General features: G+C 63.6%; 19 protein-coding genes, 4 pseudogenes and 1 riboswitch. Of the genes and pseudogenes, 3 read left to right on the top strand and 20 right to left on the bottom strand.

Translation table 11 applies throughout. The features are described 5' to 3' along the window. Window positions 1–285: 285 nt before the first annotated feature. The 4 genes from AC5ZG1_RS41925 to AC5ZG1_RS41910 form a co-directional block, all read right to left on the bottom strand. Entirely contained in the window at window positions 286–780 is a 495-nt protein-coding gene (locus tag AC5ZG1_RS41925) for a hypothetical protein (protein ID WP_028162326.1), read from the bottom strand. Window positions 781–1,183: 403 nt separating this feature from the next. Beyond that, window positions 1,184–1,711: an RES family NAD+ phosphorylase gene (locus AC5ZG1_RS41920; RefSeq protein WP_051396547.1), complete on the bottom strand. Its 528-nt coding sequence runs from the start codon at window positions 1,709–1,711 to the stop codon at window positions 1,184–1,186. Window positions 1,712–1,793: 82 nt separating this feature from the next. Beyond that, entirely contained in the window at window positions 1,794–3,101 is a 1,308-nt protein-coding gene (locus AC5ZG1_RS41915) for a type II toxin-antitoxin system HipA family toxin (protein WP_028162325.1), read from the bottom strand. Next, entirely contained in the window at window positions 3,101–3,352 is a 252-nt protein-coding gene (locus tag AC5ZG1_RS41910) for a helix-turn-helix domain-containing protein (protein WP_028162324.1), read from the bottom strand. The genes AC5ZG1_RS41915 and AC5ZG1_RS41910 overlap by 1 nt, the downstream gene beginning before the upstream one ends. Window positions 3,353–3,572: 220 nt before the next feature. On the opposite strand from AC5ZG1_RS41910, the pseudogene AC5ZG1_RS41905 reads away from it, so the two are divergent. After that, window positions 3,573–3,905: pseudogene (locus AC5ZG1_RS41905) on the top strand (PepSY domain-containing protein); the annotation flags it as partial. A gap of 129 nt (window positions 3,906–4,034) precedes the next feature. On the opposite strand, the gene cobF reads toward AC5ZG1_RS41905, so the two are convergent. The 7 genes from cobF to AC5ZG1_RS41870 form a co-directional block, all read right to left on the bottom strand. Continuing rightward, the gene (cobF, locus tag AC5ZG1_RS41900) at window positions 4,035–4,784 is read right to left on the bottom strand and encodes a precorrin-6A synthase (deacetylating) (RefSeq protein ID WP_028162322.1); all 750 of its coding nucleotides are present in this window, start codon (window positions 4,782–4,784) and stop codon (window positions 4,035–4,037) included. Between the two features lie 45 nt (window positions 4,785–4,829). Continuing rightward, a complete protein-coding gene (locus tag AC5ZG1_RS41895; protein ID WP_028162321.1) occupies window positions 4,830–5,507 on the bottom strand; it encodes an energy-coupling factor ABC transporter permease in 678 nt (225 codons plus the stop codon). Window positions 5,508–5,709: 202 nt separating this feature from the next. Continuing rightward, window positions 5,710–6,438: a uroporphyrinogen-III C-methyltransferase gene (gene cobA / locus AC5ZG1_RS41890; RefSeq protein ID WP_028162320.1), complete on the bottom strand. Its 729-nt coding sequence runs from the start codon at window positions 6,436–6,438 to the stop codon at window positions 5,710–5,712. Beyond that, on the bottom strand, window positions 6,435–7,745 hold the full coding sequence (locus tag AC5ZG1_RS41885) for a cobyrinic acid a,c-diamide synthase CobB (RefSeq protein WP_028162319.1): 1,311 nt from the start codon (window positions 7,743–7,745) through the stop codon (window positions 6,435–6,437). The genes cobA and AC5ZG1_RS41885 overlap by 4 nt, the downstream gene beginning before the upstream one ends. After that, window positions 7,745–8,527, bottom strand: a complete 783-nt coding sequence (gene cobM, locus AC5ZG1_RS41880) for a precorrin-4 C(11)-methyltransferase (protein ID WP_028162318.1) — start codon at window positions 8,525–8,527, stop codon at window positions 7,745–7,747. The genes AC5ZG1_RS41885 and cobM overlap by 1 nt, the downstream gene beginning before the upstream one ends. Beyond that, entirely contained in the window at window positions 8,524–8,892 is a 369-nt protein-coding gene (locus tag AC5ZG1_RS41875) for a cobalamin biosynthesis protein (protein WP_028162317.1), read from the bottom strand. Before AC5ZG1_RS41875 ends, cobM begins: the two co-directional genes overlap by 4 nt. Beyond that, window positions 8,889–10,070, bottom strand: a complete 1,182-nt coding sequence (locus tag AC5ZG1_RS41870; RefSeq protein WP_028162316.1) for a bifunctional cobalt-precorrin-7 (C(5))-methyltransferase/cobalt-precorrin-6B (C(15))-methyltransferase — start codon at window positions 10,068–10,070, stop codon at window positions 8,889–8,891. The genes AC5ZG1_RS41875 and AC5ZG1_RS41870 overlap by 4 nt, the downstream gene beginning before the upstream one ends. Here AC5ZG1_RS41870 and AC5ZG1_RS41865 point away from each other — a divergent pair. After that, window positions 10,069–10,815, top strand: a complete 747-nt coding sequence (locus AC5ZG1_RS41865; protein ID WP_028162315.1) for a cobalt-precorrin-6A reductase — start codon at window positions 10,069–10,071, stop codon at window positions 10,813–10,815. The two genes, AC5ZG1_RS41870 and AC5ZG1_RS41865, sit on opposite strands and share 2 nt — an antisense overlap. Here the strand turns inward: AC5ZG1_RS41865 and cobJ are convergent. The 8 genes and pseudogenes from cobJ to AC5ZG1_RS41825 form a co-directional block, all read right to left on the bottom strand. Next, the gene (gene cobJ, locus AC5ZG1_RS41860; RefSeq protein WP_028162314.1) at window positions 10,791–11,525 is read right to left on the bottom strand and encodes a precorrin-3B C(17)-methyltransferase; all 735 of its coding nucleotides are present in this window, start codon (window positions 11,523–11,525) and stop codon (window positions 10,791–10,793) included. The two genes, AC5ZG1_RS41865 and cobJ, sit on opposite strands and share 25 nt — an antisense overlap. Continuing rightward, entirely contained in the window at window positions 11,522–12,253 is a 732-nt protein-coding gene (locus AC5ZG1_RS41855; protein ID WP_028162313.1) for a precorrin-2 C(20)-methyltransferase, read from the bottom strand. The genes cobJ and AC5ZG1_RS41855 overlap by 4 nt, the downstream gene beginning before the upstream one ends. A 2-nt stretch (window positions 12,254–12,255) precedes the next feature. Then, on the bottom strand, window positions 12,256–12,885 hold the full coding sequence (locus AC5ZG1_RS41850; RefSeq protein WP_455998662.1) for a precorrin-8X methylmutase: 630 nt from the start codon (window positions 12,883–12,885) through the stop codon (window positions 12,256–12,258). Beyond that, entirely contained in the window at window positions 12,885–14,048 is a 1,164-nt protein-coding gene (gene cobG / locus AC5ZG1_RS41845) for a precorrin-3B synthase (protein ID WP_028162311.1), read from the bottom strand. Before cobG ends, AC5ZG1_RS41850 begins: the two co-directional genes overlap by 1 nt. Before the next feature lie 97 nt (window positions 14,049–14,145). Next, window positions 14,146–14,517, bottom strand: coding sequence for a DUF1636 family protein (locus AC5ZG1_RS41840; protein WP_130229647.1), 372 nt, complete (start codon window positions 14,515–14,517; stop codon window positions 14,146–14,148). Window positions 14,518–14,611: 94 nt separating this feature from the next. Beyond that, window positions 14,612–14,828, bottom strand: a riboswitch (cobalamin riboswitch). Between the two features lie 117 nt (window positions 14,829–14,945). After that, a complete protein-coding gene (locus tag AC5ZG1_RS41835; protein WP_080663589.1) occupies window positions 14,946–15,146 on the bottom strand; it encodes a hypothetical protein in 201 nt (66 codons plus the stop codon). 52 nt (window positions 15,147–15,198) lie between these two features. Continuing rightward, window positions 15,199–15,494: pseudogene (locus AC5ZG1_RS41830) on the bottom strand (CobD/CbiB family cobalamin biosynthesis protein); the annotation flags it as partial. Window positions 15,495–15,515: 21 nt separating this feature from the next. Further along, entirely contained in the window at window positions 15,516–15,698 is a 183-nt protein-coding gene (locus tag AC5ZG1_RS41825) for a hypothetical protein (protein ID WP_028162308.1), read from the bottom strand. Window positions 15,699–16,796: 1,098 nt separating this feature from the next. Between AC5ZG1_RS41825 and AC5ZG1_RS41820 the strand changes: the two are divergent. Next, a pseudogene (locus AC5ZG1_RS41820) lies at window positions 16,797–18,065 on the top strand (IS256 family transposase). A 602-nt stretch (window positions 18,066–18,667) separates the two neighbouring features. On the opposite strand, the pseudogene AC5ZG1_RS41815 reads toward AC5ZG1_RS41820, so the two are convergent. Then, window positions 18,668–18,924, bottom strand: a pseudogene (locus tag AC5ZG1_RS41815) (IS630 family transposase); the annotation flags it as partial.

The following is an 18,924-nucleotide window of genomic DNA, read 5'->3' as shown; positions in this document are numbered from 1 at the left end:
AAGCTCGTCGAGTATGCGCCCCTTATCTGCCCGCCCTGCCGATCGATAGCGCTCTACCACCGCCGCCGTGAGCTCGCGCCGAGCACCCATGCTGATCCGTCCTGCCATCGGTGACACCGATCCGATTCGGTGTCGCCGCCCCAATCCTGACGGTCAGTTCTCGGGTAACATTCTTGATGAGGCAATGCGCCCCGGCCAGTAATGACGAAACCCTTGGACCGTCGGCGAAAAATCCATCACGTATGGGGTCAACGTTGGAAGCCGATGGGGGTCAGAGTTCGGCGCTTATTCACACGGTCGCCATAGCGGGTCGATGGAGATCAGCCGGTGGAAATGCAGGCTGCCGATGGTCGCAGGCGCATGTCCTACACCCACAATCGCCTGGTCGCGAAGGTCCGGAGGCAGCGCGCCGATGGGCAGTTGGTCGCGCAGATAGGTCTCGATGCGCCCCAGATCGAGCAGGCGGGCGCTCGCATAAAGCGGATCATCGAATCGAATGTCTGCGGCCCATACGCGCGCCAGGACTGCAAGCACGGCCCGCGCCATGCCGGGCCTGGTCTTGACTGCCTCAAGCTCTTCGAACGCGAGCTCCGCGAGCGCTCGACCGACGATGGGGACAAGGGTGGCGTGATCGGCGGGTCGGCTGAAGCCACCCGCGAGGCGGGCCGCGAGCAGCGGTAGTGTGGCGACATCGCGGCCGTGGTCTCCCGCACGCGCCGCTGCGACACGTTGCATGCGAAAGGAGAGAGTGCCCTCGACGATGACGGTGTGACGCTTCATGTTGCCGAGGACCCTGGTTGCCCGTTCTCGCTAGCGCGGCAGCGCGGTCTGCGCCGCTCGCCGGTGCGACCAGTTGTCGAGCATGACGAATTCGTGGAAGTCGCAGCCGGGATGCCTGCAAATCACGCTCGGCTGAACCTGGCCCCTGGCGCTGATGGAATGCCCCTTGAGTGTAAGTCGGTGACCATGCGAACACGTGACCTCGGCCTTGAAGATGTGCTCGGTGGAGGGGTGACAGGCGGTCCAATGGCCTGCTGGTGCTGAACCGGTCCCCCGCCAATGCGCAAGGCGGGTCCGCGGTTCCGGCGTGTGTCGTTGCGTGGGCGAGCGACGCGGCGTGAATGGTCGGCGTGACCAGATCGCGCGCCAAACGGCCTTTGCCCAGGACAGCGCCATTTCGATTCTACGCTGCAAGAACCTCCTCCTTTCCCGCGAGAATCTCGGGTTGCAGGACAGTACCTTCCTCGTCGAAGGCGTAGAGCCTGTCGATGCGAACGCCGTTCCATTCAAAGCGATAGTGCGTTGTCTGAATCGATCGGCCGAGCGCCTGTCCCTTGAGGACGGCAATCGCCGTTGCCGTGGGGCGCTCGGCCGGCCGAAACAGGACACCGTCGATGTCGGCTGGGACCGCGTTGCCCAATGACCAGCGTTGCTCTCGCGGAAGTTCGGCCGACACGGTGCGCAGGTCGATGAACTTCCCCTCGACGGGGGTCTTCAACATCCGCATGTCGAGGCCGGCTGCCGCTTCCTTTGTGCGCGACAGGAATCGCGAACGGCGCGCGATCGAGACCGCCAGGGCCGTTTGGGGCGTGTCGGCGAGCTCCAGGCAGGATCGCTCGGGGGCAAAGAATGTTGTGCCCTCGGGATTCTCATAGGTGAATGGGGCCAGATTCCAGTTCTGGAGCATCGCTGAATCGAGCTTTGGCCCCATGATCAATCTCGCTGGTCCAGCGTGGCGATGGGCAGAGATGCCCCTCGGCTTCGATTAACTGGTGGCACATCGATCTTTGGCATCACGCATCCTCCAACCTGCGCAGACGAGCCTTGACCCCATTATTGATGCTATCAGCGACTTCGGCAGGAAATGCCTTCGGGAGCGCCGCGGTGACCTGTTCGACCGCCGCCGGCGCCTGTGCGCGCAGCTCATCGAAGATCGCGGTCACGAGTCCCGCGCCAATCCCTGCCTTGGCAGCGGTCTGGACAAAATGGCGCGGCATGACGCTGTCGACGACGTAGTGACGGCTATCACCGACGGCCATGGCCAGCTTCATCTTGTTACGCTTGATCTGGCCTGCGTCGAGGCTGGGCTGCGCTGAGATCACATCGTAGAGCGGGGTCATGCGGAAGCGACCGCCGGGAGAGAGAAAGACGCTGAAATTTTTGGCGTGCCCATCCGTGGCACCGAGAAGCCAGAAGGCAATCACGGCTTTCAGAAACGTCGTTTGATCTGCCTCTGGCTGATCGCTCCCTTTCAGCAGATTGAGGATAGCTGGAATACCGGGCCCGCCCTCGGATTCGTATTTCAAGGATGGCGGCACGGACAAAGCCTGGCAGCAATCCTCTTGGGGCAAACGCAGGAGACGGTTGTCGCTGGTCCAGCGGCGATCGAACCGCTCGACCACGAGCACGCGGTTACCCTCAAACTCCTCAATGGCGACCGGGGCGCTCGGAAACCCAAGGGCGGCTGTCAGCTTGAGACAGAAGAACTCATTCTCGACGCTGTAGGAAAGATCGATGCCGTTCGGCAGTCGGCCAATCTGCGGTTTGAGGATGTGCGTCGTAGCTGTAGTCGCCAGCGGCTTGTACCAACGCCCTTTCCAGAACAAGAGCGCGGTCTTTTCCTGGGCGCCGGCGATCGAGATCCGAAAGTCCTCGTCCTCGCCAAGCCCAAGGGGAGCCGATGCAAGGTCGCCGAGAAGCTGCGCGATTTCCTTGTCGTTAACAGGTCTGCCGTCGACAGCACCGGCGGTGCCGGGTTCGATACCGTCCGGCAGGAATTGCAGTGCGCCGACGCAATCCCGTCCGACAGGGGCAAGTAGGTCGTAAGCGTCGATGCCCTGAGCGTGGACTCGCTCCGCCATGCGACGACGGATGGGCGTGCTATCGGGCAGGAGATTGTCGAAGACGGCGATGACAGGCGCACCGATATAGCGGTCCTCACGCAGAGGCAGAGATAGCGACACGGGCAGCGCATGCTCCCAGGCAAGCCAGGACGGATCGTACTGAAAGTCGATTGCGCCGCTGGATTGCCTGTTCAGGCGCCCGACGAGACGGCCGTTCAAGAAGACATTGAGCGGGATATGCCGCCGCGGGCGAGCCATCAAAAGATGTCCTCGATCTCGGCCGGCTTTGCCTTCGTCCTGGGACGGATAACGAACTCGAGGTCGAGCGCTGCGAGAATATCACAAAGCGTTCCGAGCTGAGTCCCGGGCGCGCCACTCTCGACGGCCGAGATAGTTGCTTGCCGTAGCTTTGTCTTGTCCCTGACGCGGGTCTGGTTCAGGCCAAGGTTGCGGCGTTGCCGGCGGATGGCATCTCCGATTTGCTTGGGCGTTCGGGCGATCTGGTCCACGGCGTACCTCTCTAGGCACGCCATATACGCTCTAGAGGTTAAATGTCAATATACGCTTCAGAGGTTAAAAATGGATATACCTTTCAGCGTATACACCATATAAATACGCTTTAGCGTATAGCCGCCCTCCTACCCTGCGGGCGGCTTTCAGGCTCTCGCTCCTCATTCCCCATGAGCTTGCGGTAACGACGAATGGTGTCCTGCAAGTGCGCGTTCACCGGCTTCGGATCGAGAAGCGCACCCACAAACGTGGTTCGATGCTTATTGGTATTCGCATCACAATGAGCGCCCTCTGCCGGTGCTGCGCGTGGGCTTCGAGGACGCGGCTCAGAGCTGGTTCTACATTGATCCGCGCAATGGCGACATTCTCGGCCGCGTCGACAATAGCCGCCGGACGTATCGCTGGCTATTCAATGCCATGCACAGTCTAGATTTTCCGCTGCTGCTGCGCCATCGCCCGGCATGGGACACCGTGATGGTGCTCCTGTCGCTCATTGGAATCGTCGTGTCGACGAGCGGTATCGTGATAGGTTGGCGGCGACTGCGATCCTAGCGGACAGTTTTAGAGCAACCGCGACGGCCGCCTCGCGATGGACGGCAGAGATTCCGGGGCACTTCTGATAGACCCATTGAGGGAGCATGTTGCCGTACCTCTGTTCCGTTCGCGCGACGAATGGCCGCTTCACGATCTACGTTTGAGAATGTAGCTGTCCATGATCCACCCGTGCCGTGCGCGCGCCTCCTGCCGCGCGGCAGTGATGCGCGGACCCATCTCGGATAGCTCGCCCGACATAATGATCTGATCCGGCGTACCGAGATAGGCGCCCCACCAGATGTGCAGGCCGTGCGCGTCGAGCGACTGAAACGCCGTGCCACCGTCGAGCATCACGACCACGGTATCGGTGCCGGGCGGCCAGCCGCCTTCGCGCAACCGCCGTCCCGTCGTGACCAGAAAAGGCTCGCCGACATCGTTCAACGGCAGCGCGTGGGCCGCGCACAATGCCTGGATCGACGTTATGCCGGGGATCACTTCGATCATAGGTGTGGGATCGAGCCGTCGCGCGATGCGCAGGGACGAGTCATAGAGCGAAGGATCGCCCCAGATCAGCAGCGCAATCCGCCCCTCGCGTCCCAAATGGCCGGTGATCGTCTGCGACCAGGTTGCGGCGACCGCGTCGTGCCATTCGTCCACGCGCTTGCGGTAATCCGTTTCGTCTGCGTCACGAACCGGCAGGTCGAATTCCGCGATGCGTGCCGCTGCATTGGTAAGTACGTCTTTGCAAATGGCCCGCCGCAATTCGGCGAGCTCGGACTTCGCCATTCCCTTGCGCGGAATGAGAATGAGATCGGCTGCGTTGATGGCACGGATTGCCGCGAGCGTGAGTTGCTCGGGATCGCCGCAACCGATGCCTATCAAGGAGATCGTGAGCATTGCTTGAGCGAAGAGCGGCCATGGCGGCCGCCGTTCGCATTGTCTCTAGGCAGCGTTGTGCAGGCGGCGGGTGACGAACCCCTCCGCGGTCACGGCACGCAGCGATTTGGCGAGCGCCAACACGGCGAGATCGGCCAACGGCTCGATCAATACGACTAGCGCATAGGACGCCGCGAAGGTCGCGATGTTGGCGAGATTGGCGGCGCCAAAGCCCGCACCATAAAGCGCCCAGAAGGCGACCCACGCCACGATGCCCGACTGGTATGCAGTCGAGAGCGCGAGGGCCTGGCGATATTGCAAGTCCACATAGGCCGTGTTGCGTGGAACGATGCGCTGGCCGAGCGCCTGGATCGCAAATAGTGGCACCAACAGCGTCGTGACGTTCATGCCGTATTGCGGCAGATCGGTCGGCACGAAGAATAGTCCCTGCAACAGTAGACCGAGCGCAAGTCCCAAGGCAGCTGGCGCCGCGCCGAACAATAAGAACAACGTCGAGCCGAGGATGAAGTGCACCTCGGAGACCCCGACCGAGAAATGCGGCAGGATCTCGAAGAACGTGAGCACAAGCGCTGTCGTGGCCATTATCCGCACAGCCAACGATCCGATGCCCTGCTCGCGCACGGTCTCGACCGCGAGCTTGAGCGCGACAGCGCCCGCGGCGATGCCCGTCGCATAACTCAACACGAGCTTGGCGCCCGTTACGATTCCCGGTTCGATATGCATGATCTCAAGTCCTTCCTGCCGTCACACCCGACGGCCCTGGGTCCACGGGCGGCCGGGGCTTCCGGGCGCGCGCAATGGGTCCGCCCTACCCCATTCCCGATTATGTTCCGGCGCTTTGCGCCGCTTCGAGCACCATGCCCTCTTGTGTGCTCTTTTCGAACAGCAGGCGTCAAGGGGCGAGCGAGGGCGGACGCCGACATCATCAGGCAGAATCTCCTGCAAGCGCGCCGAACAGAATGACGGCGGCTTTGGTCACGGCTTCGGCTTGCGCAAGACGTTCGGCGAGCTCTGCGATGGTGGTGCGGACAAGCCGCTCATCGGAGTGGCCTAAGGATTCCGCAAGCAGCGCCGGGGTATCAGGCGCAAGACCATGCGCGATCAGCTTTGCCGCCAGAGCGGGGAATGTCCGCCGGCCCATATAGACCACGGTGGTTGCTTCCGAATCGGCGAGGGCCGCCCAATTGAGATTTTGCGGCAATTCGCCGGTGACATCGGCTGCGGTCACGAACTGGACCCGGCGCGACGTGTGGCGTCGCGTCAACGGAACGCCGGCCTGCGCGGCGGCAGCGCAGGCCGCGGTCACGCCGGGAATGATCTCATAGCCGATATCAGCCGCGCGCAGCGTCTCGATCTCCTCTTCGAGACGGCCGAAGACGCCGGCATCGCCGGATTTCAGGCGCACCACGCGCGCGCCGGTCGAGGCATAGTCGACCAGGAGCCGGTTGACATGCTGCTGCTTGGTCGAGGGACGGCCGGCGCGTTTTCCAACCGCGACGAGATTGGCGCCGGGACGGACACGGTCGAGGATCGCGCCTGACGCGAGATCGTCATAGAGTACGACGTCGGCCTCGCGAAGCCGCGCGGCCCCTTTCAACGTCAGGAGCTCGGGATCGCCGGGACCGGCGGAGATGAAAGAGACGAAGCCCCTCACCGGTCCTCCGCAATCAGGTGAAAGAATGTGCCGGTCGCGTGACCGCGCCGCGAGCCGGTCTCGGCGACGATCGCCCCGGTCGCGTCGCGGACGACTGCGAGCGGCGTATCTGGCTGTGCGACGATCGTGGAATAGTGAAACTCATGGCCACGCAAGCGCGCGCCGGCTTGATGTCCAGGGATCGGCGCCGCGAGCTCGGCGAGACGATAGCCGAGGTGCATGCGACGTTTGGCAAAGCTCGTCTCCAGACCGAGCAAGCCGACCATCTCGTGGCGCGCGCCTTCGGCATCCGCCAAAGCCGCACCCAGCACCATATAACCCCCACATTCGCCGTGCACGGGGCGCGTCGCCGCAAAGGCGCGGAGAGCGGTGCGAAATCGTGCGTTGGCCGTGAGGCGGCCGGCGTGCAGTTCGGGATAGCCGCCGGGCAGCCAGCACACATCGGCGCTTTCATCGGGGCCTTCATCGGCGAGCGGCGAGAAGGTCGTGATCTCGGCGCCCGCGGAGCGCCAGGCCTCCAACATATGCGGATAGACAAAGGAGAACGCCGCATCGCGAGCGAGCGTAATGCGTTGACCGGGCGGATCGACGCCGAGCCCGCGCGCGGACGGTTGCGGCGACCAGCTGGACGCCGCTTGCAGCACGGCGTCGAGATCGACATGCGCGCTGACGAAGCGCGCGGCCTCACCGATCAGGCCACTGATCTGAGCCTGCTCCTCCGCCTGCACCAGGCCGAGATGCCGTTTCGGCAAGCTGATTTCGGCGTGGCGAGGCAAGGCCCCGAGCACGGGTATGCCGGCATTGGCGAAGGCACTGCGCACGAGCTCCTCGTGGCGCGGACTCGCGACGCGATTCAACACGACACAGGCAAGGCGCACACCCGCGCGAAAATCGCGCAGACCCGCGGCCACGGCCGCGGCCGTCTGGGCCTGTCCGCACGGATCGATCACGAGCAGCACTGGCCAACCGATCATCTCGGCAATGTCGGCGGTGGCGCCGGTGCCGGAGACGCCGCGTGCGGCCGCGCCGTCAAACAAGCCCATCGAACCCTCGGTTAGAACGAGGTCGGCATCCGCACCACGGCCAACGAGGTGCTCGATCGCCGCGCGATCCATCGCCCAACTGTCCACGTTGACGGACGGGCATCCGGCGGCGGCGGCATGAAACGCCGGGTCGATATAATCGGGCCCGCTCTTGAAGCACTGCACCTTCAATCCGCGGTCGCGATAGGCGCGCGCGAGCGCCAGCGTCAGCGTCGTCTTGCCGACGCCGGAGGCCGGCGCCGAGATGACGAGGCCCGCCCCCATCACGACGCCTCCGGAAAGCGCGGTACCGGCCCGATCGGCCGGTAGCGGCGATCATAGTCGGCGGCGTAGAGACGACTCTCGGCAAACTCCTCCGAACCCAAGGTCTTGCCCACCAGGATGAGTGCGGTCCGCTCGAGCTCAGCACCAAGAGCGGCTTCAACTGTGGCGAGCGTGGCGCGGACGATGCGCTGGTCTGGCCAGCTCGCGCGCCAGACGATCGCCACCGGGCAGTCCGCGCCGTAATGCGGCGCGAGTTCGGCGACGACCTTATCGAGTAAATGGATCGACAGATGAATGGCGAGCACCGCGCCGGTTGCGGCGAACGCGGCGAGGTTCTCGCCCTCCGGCATCGCGCTGGCCCGGCCCGGCGTACGCGTCAGCACCACCGATTGGGCCAACCCCGGCAATGTCAGCTCAGCTTGCAGCGCTGCCGCGGCCGCGGAAAAGGCGGGAACACCCGGCGTCACGGAATAGGAAATACCGAGCGCGCGCAGGCGGCGCAATTGTTCGCCCATCGCCGACCAGATCGAGAGATCACCCGAGTGCAGCCGTGCCACATCCTTGCCGTCGGCATGCGCACCTGCGATTTCTGCGATGATCTCGTCGAGCGACAGTGGCGCGGTGTTAACGATTCGCGCGCCTTGCGGGCAATGCGCCAGCACGCCCGCCGGCACCAGCGAGCCGGCATAGAGACAGATCGGACAAGAGGCGATGAGATCGCGGCCACGCAAGGTCAAGAGATCCGCGGCGCCCGGCCCTGCACCGATGAAATGCACCGTCATTCGCCGTCTCCCTCCGCAATGGCAGCGGTTGCCGTCCGGTCCTGCGAGATCGACCGCCTCGAAATTAGCCGCGCGCGACGGCCGGCCGCGGCGAGCGCGGCAGCCTCGGCGACCGATCCCGTGCCAAACTTGTCCCTGATGAGTTTTGACTGAGTCGGCGTTGCGATGCCTGTCAGAACTTCAGCTGGAATCGCCTTGATCGGCACGCCGCATTCTCGCGCGAGCAACTTCAGGGCACCCGCTTCCGCCTTGTCGCTAACGGTTGCCACCGCCGCGATTCCGGCGGGTCCGCCGGCCGCCACGAGCGCTTCGCGGAGCGCGTCGAGCGTGGCGTCGCGTTGGAATCCCAAGCCCGCGACCTTCATCTGACCACGCTCCATTGCACGACCGGCCGTGTCGCCTCCCAGGAGCGGTAATGGCCGAGTCGTCCTGCATGCGCGAGCTCGATCCGCATCAACCCGCCGCCGTGGCGATGGTGCAGTTCCACGAGAAACGCTTCCGTCTCGAGCGTTATGGCGTGCGCGACCAGCCGCGTACCCGGGACAACGCGCGACCAGACGGCATCGAACATCGCGCTGTCGAGACCTCCGCCGAGGAACACAGCATCCGGCGTTTCAAGTGCAGCGAGAGCGTCGGGAGCAGTCCCGCCAATGACGGTGACCCGGTGCGACAGCCCGAAACTCGCTGCATTGCGGCGGATGTTCGCGGCGCGGTCATCGCGCGCCTCGACGGCCACCGCGATCCCGCCGCACAGCGCCCATTCGATCGAGATCGAGCCAGAGCCTGCGCCGATATCCCACAACCGTTCGCCCAGTCGCGGCGCCAGCGCCGAAAGAGCGAGCGCACGCACCGGCCGCTTCGTCATCTGGCCATCATGCGCGAAGAGATCGTCCGGCAGCCCCGAACTGCGGGTGATGCCTTGTGCTCCGCTGGCCTTCAGCGCAACCGCGACCGGGCCATCGGCCAAATCACCGGCATAGCTGTCTGCGCGATGCTGCATGATCTTCTCACGTGGGCCGCCCAGCGCGGCGAGGGTCCAGAACGACGATGCGTCCCACCCCTGCTCTGTCAACCATCTCGCAAGGTCACCAGCCGCCCTGGCATCGCGCACCAGGCAAATGATCTGTGCGCCGCGCGCGAGATGCGGCACGAGCCGTTCGAACGGCGCGGCGTGCAGTCCGAGACAGATGACGGACTCAAGACGCCAGCCGAGCCGCGCTGCGGCGAGCGAGAATGTCGAAGGCGCGGAATGCGCGATCCACTCGCCTGCCTCGAGCTTCTCCGCAAGACTGCCGCCGACGCCATGCCAGAACGGGTCGCCCGAGGCGAGCACCGCCGTCGGGCGGCCGCGGCAGCTCAGCACAGCGTCGGCATCGAACGGCACTGGCCAGGGCCGGGTGCGTTCGGTTATGCCTGCGAGCGCAAGATGGCGCTCGCCACCAAAGACGGTTTCGGCTTCAAAAAGCGCCTTTCGGCTTGCCTCGGAGAGGCCGGCAAGGCCATCCTCGCCGATACCGATGATGGTCAGCCAGGGATCAGCCATGACGCGCGCCCTCATTCTGGGCGGAACGACTGAGGCCAATTTGCTCGCTGCAGCAATTGCGCGGGCGGGCCTCGAAGCGATCTATTCCTATGGCGGACGCACCCGCAACCCCGCCGACCAGCCACTGCCCACCCGCGTCGGTGGATTCGGCGGCGCGAACGGACTTGCCGACTATATTCGCCGCGAAGCCATTACGCATGTCGTTGATGCAACCCATCCGTTTGCGGCCGAAATGAGCCGCAACGCGGCTGCCGCGTGCGCGGCAAGCGGAACGCCTCTGATCGCGATCGAGCGTGTGCCTTGGGCCAAGGCGACTGACGATAACTGGATCGAGGTTGCGGATGTCGCGTCCGCCGTCGCCGCCTTGCCGGAAAATCGGGCGCGCGTCTTTCTTGCCATCGGCCGGCAACACATCGCGCCGTTCGGCGCGAAGCCGCAGCATGCCTACACCTTGCGATTCGTCGACCCGCCCGAGGGCGCACTGCCATTCGATGCCGACGTCATCGTGTCGCGCGGGCCATTCACTCTTCAAAGTGAGCTGGAGATGATGCGCACGCGCGGCATCGAATGGATTGTCGCCCGCAATTCCGGGGGCGAAGGCGCGCGCGCAAAAATCGACGCTGCGCGTGCGCTCGGCCTTCCCGTGATCATGATCTCGCGGCCGCCTCTGCCTGAGCGGACGCGGATGGAAAGCGTGGCCGAGGTGATGCAATGGCTCGGTCATCGGGCGTGCCTCGGCGCATAGACCCAGCGGCCAACGCGTCGCGTCGCCGAATTGCCGATGATCACGAGCGTACGCATGTCGGCCATCTCGGGCAACGCCTCGCTCAATTTGATCATTTCAATCCGCTCATCGGGTGTGCTGACCGCGCGCGCGAATATCACGAGACGGTCGCCGCACCCGGCCTCCTTCAACACTGAGAGCGCGCGTCCAAATCCCTCCAGCCGGCTCGCCGAGCGCGGATTGTACATCGCGATGGCAAAATCAGCTTCGGCCGCAAGCCGCAGCCGTTTCTCGATCACCGCCCACGATTTCAGATTGTCGGAGAGATTAATGGCACAGAAATCGTGTCCGAGCGGCGCGCCGGCGCGCGCGGCCGCCGCCAGCATTGCGGTCACGCCAGGGAGCACCCGGATCGGAAGCCCCTGGTATTGCGGCGTCTCTTCGAGTGCTTCGAACACGGCAGAAGCCATCGCAAAGATGCCGGAATCGCCAGAGGATACCAGCACCACGTTGCGTCCCTCTGATGCCAGCCGCAATGCGTGGGCTGCGCGTTGCAACTCCATGCGATTGTCCGACGGATGGAACGTGAGCCCTTCGCGCGGCGCTACGCGCGCGACATAGGGCGCATAGCCCAGAATGTCGGTCGCGGTAGCTAGCGCGGCCGTCACCTCCGGCGTGACCAGCGCCTCATCGCCCGGCCCAAGTCCCGCGATCGTCAGCGATCCCGTCATGCGATGTTGTCCGCGCGCCATCCCGTTCCATGCACGAGCACGATTGCAAAATAGGGGCAATCGGTTTCCTCGACATCGACCAGCCGCGCAACACGCTCGCCCGGCATGGTGCCGCGCTCGACCAGCCAGGCATCATTGAGACGACCGGCGGAGGCGAGCGCACGGCGCACCTTTTGGAGGTTGCGCCCGGTCTTCATGACGACGAGCGCGTCCGAATTGCGCATCCGCCGTTCGAGTTCATCCTCCGCCATTGTGCCCATCAAGACGGTCGTCACGTCATCGCCCAACGCAATCGGCTGACCGACCACATTCCAGCAGCCGGCCATGCCCGGAATGCCCGCGATCACCTCGATCTCGACGCGGCCTCGCAGGCCCGCGTGCAAATGCATGAAGGAGCCATAGAAGTAGGGATCGCCTTCGCAGAGCACGACGACATCGACCGCGAGCGCAAGCCGCGCCAGACGCTCCGCCCATTCTTCATAGAAGCCGGCGAGCACGCGAAGGTAATCCGGACTGTCGAAGGAGAGCTCGGTGGTGACCGGATATTCCATCGGATATTCGGAGACATTGGCGGCCAGCATGCCTTCGACAATGCGGCGGGCCTGACCGGGACGCCCTTTCTTGCGGAAATAGGCGACGTGCCTGGCTGCGCGCACCTCGCGGTCCGCGCGCACGCTCATCAAGTCCGGATTGCCTGGCCCGAGGCCGCAGCAAATGATGCGCCCCATCGCTATTCGCTCCGGCTCGCGAGCGCGTTCACGGCGGCGACGGTGATCGCCGAGCCGCCGAGGCGTCCTTCAATTGTCAGGGCGGGCGCCGGCGGATCGGCCATCAGCGCGGCCTTGGATTCAGCCGCGCCGACGAAGCCGACCGGACAGCCAATGATTGCAGCCGGCCTCGGGCAATCGCGATCCTCCAGCATGTTGAGGAGGTGAAACAGCGCGGTGGGCGCGTTGCCGATCGCGACAAGGGCGCCATCGAGGTGCGGTCGCCACAGTTCCAGTGCCGCGGCCGAACGGGTATCGCGCATGGATTGTGCCAGTACGTGAACGGCGGGGTCGCCGAGCGTGCAGACGATGGCATTGACCGCCGGCAACCGCGCGCGTGTAATCCCCTCGGACACCATACGCGTGTCGCAAAGTACGGGCGCGCCGGCCTGCAGCGCATCCCGCGCCGCCGCCACCATGCCGGGCGTGAAACGGATATGGGCCTCGAGCCCTACCATGCCGGCGGCATGGATCATGCGCACGGCCACCTGTTCTTCATCGGGCGTGAAGCGCGTCAAGTCCGCCTCGGCGCGGATGGTGGCAAAGGACTGTCGATAGATCGCTGCACCGTCGGTTTCATAAATGTGCGGCATCAGCGTCCTCCCGCCAGCATGGAGGGATTTTCGATGATGACGCCGTGGCTCAAGCCACGCATAACTGGCGCGGCGCGCGGCGAGCCGTCGCGGATGAGATCGAATCCGGCGCTGGTCGCAACCAGCGTGATCGCGGTCGCCCCGGAATGCGCGCAGCCCTTGGCGCAGCCCGAAACGTGGAGGCGCGCGTCCGCGGCGATGTGCGGCGCAAGCGCGGCAGCCAGCGTGCGGGTATCGGCAAGAGCCTCGCGGCAGCGCGGCGCGCCGCTGCAAGCGATGACGCGAAGCGCTGGGTCATCGGCCTCGGTGATGAGGTCCGCACCGCGCGGCATCGTGCGTGCTCCCTCAGCAAGAATCATCCGCCACGGTGTCATACGCAACCCTTGCGCATCTGCGGCAATAAGCCGAAGCGCCGAATGGGGCAGTTGCCCGAATGCGACGCCGACCATCGCACCCAGCGGACAAAGACCGGGACGAGGCACAGCGATCGTCGGTGCGGGCTCGGTCCTACCGAGCAGTGCATCCGGCAATCTCGCGCCGGCCATGATGTGGGCGGCCATGCGCCCTCGCCTGCCGCTGGTGCCGCCTGAGGTAATGAACCATTCGGCAAGCGCGACTGCAACGCTCACAGCGTCGCCGCGCGTAACGGAGCGACCAAACTCAGCGCCATCGGCGCGCACCAAAAGGCCGCCCGCGCGGCCACGCTCGATCCGAATGTCCGCGGATGCGCCAGCAAGCACCCGTTCCTTGCCGTCATCGACAGCGAAGCCAAATTTGGTCGGAAGAGCTAGCCCACTGCCGGCAAGGGCCTGCTCCAGTTCGGCTGCGAGCGAACGCGTGTCATCGCCTATGCCCCAGAACGGTGTCACCAGGATGTTGCGATGCGACTCGGCCTCCGGATCATGGTCAAGCAGCTTCAATTGGGCGAGACCGTCGAGCAGAGACAAGTGTCCCTGATCACTCACGCCTCTGATCTGGAAGTTGGCCCGGCTGGTCAAGTCGATCAAGCCGTTGCCGTAACACTCTGCCAGATCAGCCAGCCCTGCCGCCTGTGCCGCATCGAGCCTTCCGCCATAGGGGCGCACGCGGACCACGAGCCCGTCGCCTGACTGCATCGGCCGCAACGCGCCAGGGCACCAGCCCTTGATAGCGACCGTACTCATGACGCCTCGCGCGGCGCAGCCGCGATCGAATTTCGGCGCGTCTTCCAGAGTGATGCCAAGCCAGTGACGACCGTGACAGGGACTTTTGCGAGCGTGTTCATTCCGCGGCTTCTGGCAGGGCGGCGATAGGTGGAATGCGAGCGAGCGATTGTTTGCGGAAGATCTCCGGCCGGCTGCGCCATGGCACGATGCCATCGGGTGCCGCCGCGTAAGCTGACGCGCCGGCAATCACGTCGTGCGCGTTGCCATCGGACAAGCGACCGTAGACATAGGACCACCGTCCCGGCGCGCTGAGCGCGACCGAGCAGCCCTGGTTACAGGCGGACAGGCATTCGACGGGAACGACGACGCCGTCAGGCACGCCCGCGTCGAGAATAGCGGCATGCAGGCGCGCACCGGGCGTAATCTCGCCTTCCCCGAGCGTCTGGCCCGGGCGGCATGTGATGCAAACGTGAAGAGTGACGATCATCGCCCCTTCCTGAATTGACGGCGGGAAGCGATGAGGTGCACGAACCGTCCTTGAGGAGGCTTCGCTTTCCCCGTCGCGGAACACCCCGTCCGCCGGTCTCAACGTTGCGCTGGCAGGTCTCCCGGCTTGCGGAGCAGGGTCTTTCCCTTCGATCCCCGCCTTCCCGATCCCCAGGGGATCAGTGGCTTCGGGCATCTCTCCGGTCACGGTCGCGGGGGCGGCTGCTTTTCAGGCCAAGCCGTTTGGCTCGAGCCCTATCGCATTCCCTCTTCGCCTGTCGCAGAACAGGCACCAACGCGGGCCGACCATTTGCTCTGGGCCGCAACTTGTCAAGCCAAAGGGACCACGCCGGATGATGTCCGAACCAGATGCCGCCGAGGACGGGGACATCGTCGCGCCCGAGGGCTCCACCGACGCCCGCCACGCCATCAAAATGGCGAAAAAGGAGATGGTCCGCGAAAGATCAGGGCGACCAAGGGCGGCGAAGAGGGACTGATCGGGCGCAGGTGATAAGCCAGGGCTAGCTCGGTAAAGCTTTCGTCGATCACCAGACGGCCGACACGCGGCAGGATCGAAAGAAGTTCACTCTGATCATGATGCTTTCCGTCGGGATCGTTCGGGTTGACCACGATCGCGAGCTCAGCCCTCGCGAGCGCCTCGAGTTCCCGCCGCGATGGTCTCGTGATACGCTCGCGGACCGCTGAGCCGCTCGCCGAGCGCTCCAGCTATGGCGGCTTCGAGCCAGCCGGCATTAATCGAGCGGCGCCGGTTCGCATCGCGCATCATGCATGACCACCCTGCGAAGACCGGGGCGCGCAGCACGAAGAGAACAGCGGTCAGGCGAGCTGGAATGAAGTTTGCCACATCATCGATGCGCGCGCCGCAGCCCAACCAAGGGCTTCGTGTCGCGGCGTATGATGGCCGATCATAGAGTCCAGTGCGTTGATCGCCTTGTAGCCGGCGATGCCAGGTACCCCACCCCGACCAAGCCGGGATTTCTACTTCAGCAAATATGCGCCTGCGAATTGTTCGGCCATCACCGCACGTTCTTCTTCAGTTTGACCCAAATGCGACATCGACCCGTGATGGTCCTTCGCATCCAGCGTATGATGGTCATTTCGATTTAGCACCTCCTCCATCCCTGCCGGATCAGGCTGCGTTGTCTCGTCGAGGATCGGCATGGGCATTTCGGTGGCAGGGCCTGGCGCGGCGAACGCTAAACTAGTCACAACCGATAGCGGAATGCCGAGTTGCACTCGGGGGAAGCTCCCTTCGAGGGCGTGATCGCGGCCTCGTGGGAGGGCCGCTACAGGTCACCTCCGCGGCCGAAGTCTCTCCGCGAAATCATGAAGCAAAAGGAAAGCAATGAGCGCGATTGACCACTGGTGAGTCGTGCGACATACGGATCTTTCTTTACAGGCGTCTCTGGTTGCTCAAATATCTTCTGCGGTGGGTCAGATATCCCCCTCCACATCTGTCACAGATAGGGAGGCTCTTCTATGATCCTATTCAGGATAGTCTTCGCAGTAAGCGCTATCTTGCTAACCAGGGATGCATTTGCGGAGCCGGCGAATCTGGATCGGGACAGCCCCATTTCGCTTTGGGTCGCCAGCAGACTGCACCGATCTGGGAATGACATACGTGAGGAGTGATTCAAAAGGGGACGGTGACAAATGCTGGACTGGAACGAAAGTGTATTGTTCAGGTTATCCCGCCCCTGAAGTTGCATTCATCGGTTATGATGCTTGTGACGGTTTTCAATGTCATCGAACGATGTGCGGTAGCAATCCCAGTCCGGGTCCGAGGGTAATCGCAAGTGAGTCTTGGTACTTCTGTCCTGCCTGCGGCAGTGCAAATATTAGAAGGATCTTGAGATTGAACAAAGTTCCTAACGCACAGATTGCGGGTGCTTGTCCGTGGCGATATTTCTAGGTTCGTGATCATTGGGCAGTGCGTAGGCGCAGTCAGCGCACATGATCGCCCGCTTGTCGCCGATGCAGGTCCGATCCTTGCCGCCGTTGTGCTTGCAATCGCGGCATTTGAATAGGTAGTCACCTGGCGCGCGCAAGATTGACGGAGCGGATCGCTCGAATTTTCGCCGACGTTCAGCGCCCGCATCGACCGGGTGATCGATTAGGCTGGCTACTTCCGGTATTGGCCCTTCGGCGACCTCGTCATAGGGAGCTATGCGGGAAACTGGGTGATGACGGACTGAGATAGGCGGCGTATCGAGGCGGGTGTCGAAGCCTGCCAGAACCTCTCAAGGAGAGCGATACGCCATGAACGAGACTAGCAACATTGTCCCGCTCCGTCAGCCCGACGAGATCGACGATCCACTGACCAATATCCTGCGTGCTGGTGCGCGGCAGCTTCTGGCGCAGGCCGTCGAGGTCGAAGTCGAGACCTTTCTTGCCACGATGAAGGATTTGAAGCTTGCCGACGGACGCGCCCGTGTCGTGCGGCATGGTTACGGCCCGGTGCGAACGATTGCGACGGGCATCGGTCCGGTCGAGGTCGCGCGGGCGAAGATTCGCGACCGTGGGGCGGCCGGCGATAGTGAGCGGATCCGGTTCGGCTCGGCGATCCTGCCGCTGTGGGCACGGCGGACCAGAAGCCTGGATGCGCTGTTGCCGATTCTGTACCTGCGCGGCATCTCGACCGGCGATTTCCAGGAGGCGCTGACGGCCTTGCTGGGCAAGGACGCACCGAACCTGTCGCCCGCGGTGATTTCCGGGCTGACCGCGGAGTGGCAAGGCGAGTACGAGCGCTGGCAGAGGCGCGATTTGTCGGCGCGACGATACGTGTATGTGTGGGCCGATGGCGTCTTCCTGCAGGCCCGCATGGAAGACCACGGCGAGTGCATGCTGGTGCTGATCGGCGCGACGCCGGAAGGCAAGAAGGAACTGATCGGCTTCCAGGTCGGCGTGCGGGAGAGCGCGCGGAGCTGGCGTGAGCTCCTGATCGACGTCAAGCGGCGCGGGTTGCAGATCGCCCCGGAAATTGCCGTCGGCGACGGCGCGCTCGGCTTCTGAAAGGCGCTCGACGAGGTCTGTCCCGGCACAAGGCACCAGCGATGCTGGGTGCACAAGACCGTGAACGTCCTGGACAAGGTCCCGCTCTCGGTGCAGGCCACCATGAAGAAGGATCTGCGCGAGGTCTACTGGGCGCCGAACCGGGCGTCCGCCGAAGCGGCGATCGACGTTTTCGCCGAGAAATACCGCGCCAAATACGGCCGGGCGGTCGAATGTCTGGTCAAGGATCGCGACGCCCTGCTGGCCTTCTACGACTTTCCTGCCGAGCATTGGGATCACTTGCGGACGACCAACCCCATCGAAAGCGTGTTCGCCACCGTGCGGCACCGGACGGTGCACACCAAGGGCTCGTTGTCGCCAACCACCGCCAGGCTGATGGTGTTCAAACTGGTGATCGCCGCATCAAAGACCTGGCGGCGGCTCAAAGGCACAAATCAGTTGCCGAAGGTCATCGCAGGTGTCAGATTCAACGACGGCATCGAGGTCATCCAAATGCCGGCAAACCACGCCGCCTGATCACCTCATCACCCAAAATTCCGCATAGCTCCGTCATAGGCTCCAATGTCCGGTTTGCGCCATAACCTGCCGATCCTCCGATTTCGCTCGTGCGGTCGAAGCCGAAGTACGCCATTGGCGCGAGGGATCAGTTCTCAGAGACAACCCGACTGCTACCGGCTACGCGATGTCGCAATTCGCGTTCACGGGTACGATAGCCAGCACCATATCGTATGAAATCCTAGTTTGGGATGAGAAATCGTGGGCTAAAAATGGCCGGAAGCGACTGGAACCGCCGGCCACGCCCTGACAATCCGCGCAGATTCTTGGAATGCCAACGTTGGTATTCGTGTTGGTACCGAGATTTCGCCGTCATAAAATGCCAAATGAAATCAATAACTTGTCTGTCCAATTCGGCGCCGGCCAGGGACAGATTGCGGCGCCGGAAGTGCAGGACAATTCCAGCATCTGGTTGGCGGCAAATGCGATCGGAATCAAACCGCGGGACCGCAGGAATCGAACTGCAACGCAACAGGCCGACACCTTCTAGGTGCGCGATGCAGCCGCCTGCAATGGGTAAACTTCTTAAGCGATTTTGTAGGTGACCAGCTAGTCACGTGAATCTAAAGTTCGCCACATAAGGTCTGCTGGGCTTTATGGCAGAAGCGTTTGACCGAGGCCAGAATCTGGTCTGCGGACTTGGTCCATTTGAAGGGCTTCGGGTTTCTGTTGTGCAGGTCGATGAAGGTACGGATGTCGGTCTCGAGCTGCCTGACGGAGGTGTGGACACCTCGCTGGATCTGCTTTCTGGTGAGTTCAGCGAACCAGCGCTCGACCTGATTGATCCATGACGCGGACGTCGGCGTAAAATGAACATGAT

The sequence above is a fragment of the Bradyrhizobium sp. Leo78 genome (genome assembly GCF_059512425.1).
The sequence above is the reverse complement of the archived record's forward strand: the minus strand, read 5'-3'. Positions and strand labels throughout refer to the sequence as shown.

What these genes read in the sequence shown, in the direction of transcription:
- AC5ZG1_RS41895 (WP_028162321.1), bottom strand. Translation starts at nt 5,507, where the DNA reads ATGCATATCGAACCGGGAATCGTAACGGGCGCCAAGCTCGTGTTGAGT.
- cobJ (WP_028162314.1), bottom strand. Translation starts at nt 11,525, where the DNA reads ATGACGGGATCGCTGACGATCGCGGGACTTGGGCCGGGCGATGAGGCG.
- AC5ZG1_RS41920 (WP_051396547.1), bottom strand. Translation starts at nt 1,711, where the DNA reads ATGGGGCCAAAGCTCGATTCAGCGATGCTCCAGAACTGGAATCTGGCC.
- AC5ZG1_RS41870 (WP_028162316.1), bottom strand. Translation starts at nt 10,070, where the DNA reads ATGGCTGATCCCTGGCTGACCATCATCGGTATCGGCGAGGATGGCCTT.
- cobG (WP_028162311.1), bottom strand. Translation starts at nt 14,048, where the DNA reads ATGAGTACGGTCGCTATCAAGGGCTGGTGCCCTGGCGCGTTGCGGCCG.
- AC5ZG1_RS41840 (WP_130229647.1), bottom strand. Translation starts at nt 14,517, where the DNA reads ATGATCGTCACTCTTCACGTTTGCATCACATGCCGCCCGGGCCAGACG.
- AC5ZG1_RS41850 (WP_455998662.1), bottom strand. Translation starts at nt 12,885, where the DNA reads ATGCCGCACATTTATGAAACCGACGGTGCAGCGATCTATCGACAGTCC.
- cobM (WP_028162318.1), bottom strand. Translation starts at nt 8,527, where the DNA reads ATGACGGTGCATTTCATCGGTGCAGGGCCGGGCGCCGCGGATCTCTTG.
- AC5ZG1_RS41925 (WP_028162326.1), bottom strand. Translation starts at nt 780, where the DNA reads ATGAAGCGTCACACCGTCATCGTCGAGGGCACTCTCTCCTTTCGCATG.
- AC5ZG1_RS41875 (WP_028162317.1), bottom strand. Translation starts at nt 8,892, where the DNA reads ATGAAGGTCGCGGGCTTGGGATTCCAACGCGACGCCACGCTCGACGCG.
- AC5ZG1_RS41855 (WP_028162313.1), bottom strand. Translation starts at nt 12,253, where the DNA reads ATGGGGCGCATCATTTGCTGCGGCCTCGGGCCAGGCAATCCGGACTTG.
- AC5ZG1_RS41825 (WP_028162308.1), bottom strand. Translation starts at nt 15,698, where the DNA reads ATGCCGATCCTCGACGAGACAACGCAGCCTGATCCGGCAGGGATGGAG.
- AC5ZG1_RS41865 (WP_028162315.1), top strand. Translation starts at nt 10,069, where the DNA reads ATGACGCGCGCCCTCATTCTGGGCGGAACGACTGAGGCCAATTTGCTC.
- AC5ZG1_RS41885 (WP_028162319.1), bottom strand. Translation starts at nt 7,745, where the DNA reads ATGGGGGCGGGCCTCGTCATCTCGGCGCCGGCCTCCGGCGTCGGCAAG.
- cobF (WP_028162322.1), bottom strand. Translation starts at nt 4,784, where the DNA reads ATGCTCACGATCTCCTTGATAGGCATCGGTTGCGGCGATCCCGAGCAA.
- AC5ZG1_RS41915 (WP_028162325.1), bottom strand. Translation starts at nt 3,101, where the DNA reads ATGGCTCGCCCGCGGCGGCATATCCCGCTCAATGTCTTCTTGAACGGC.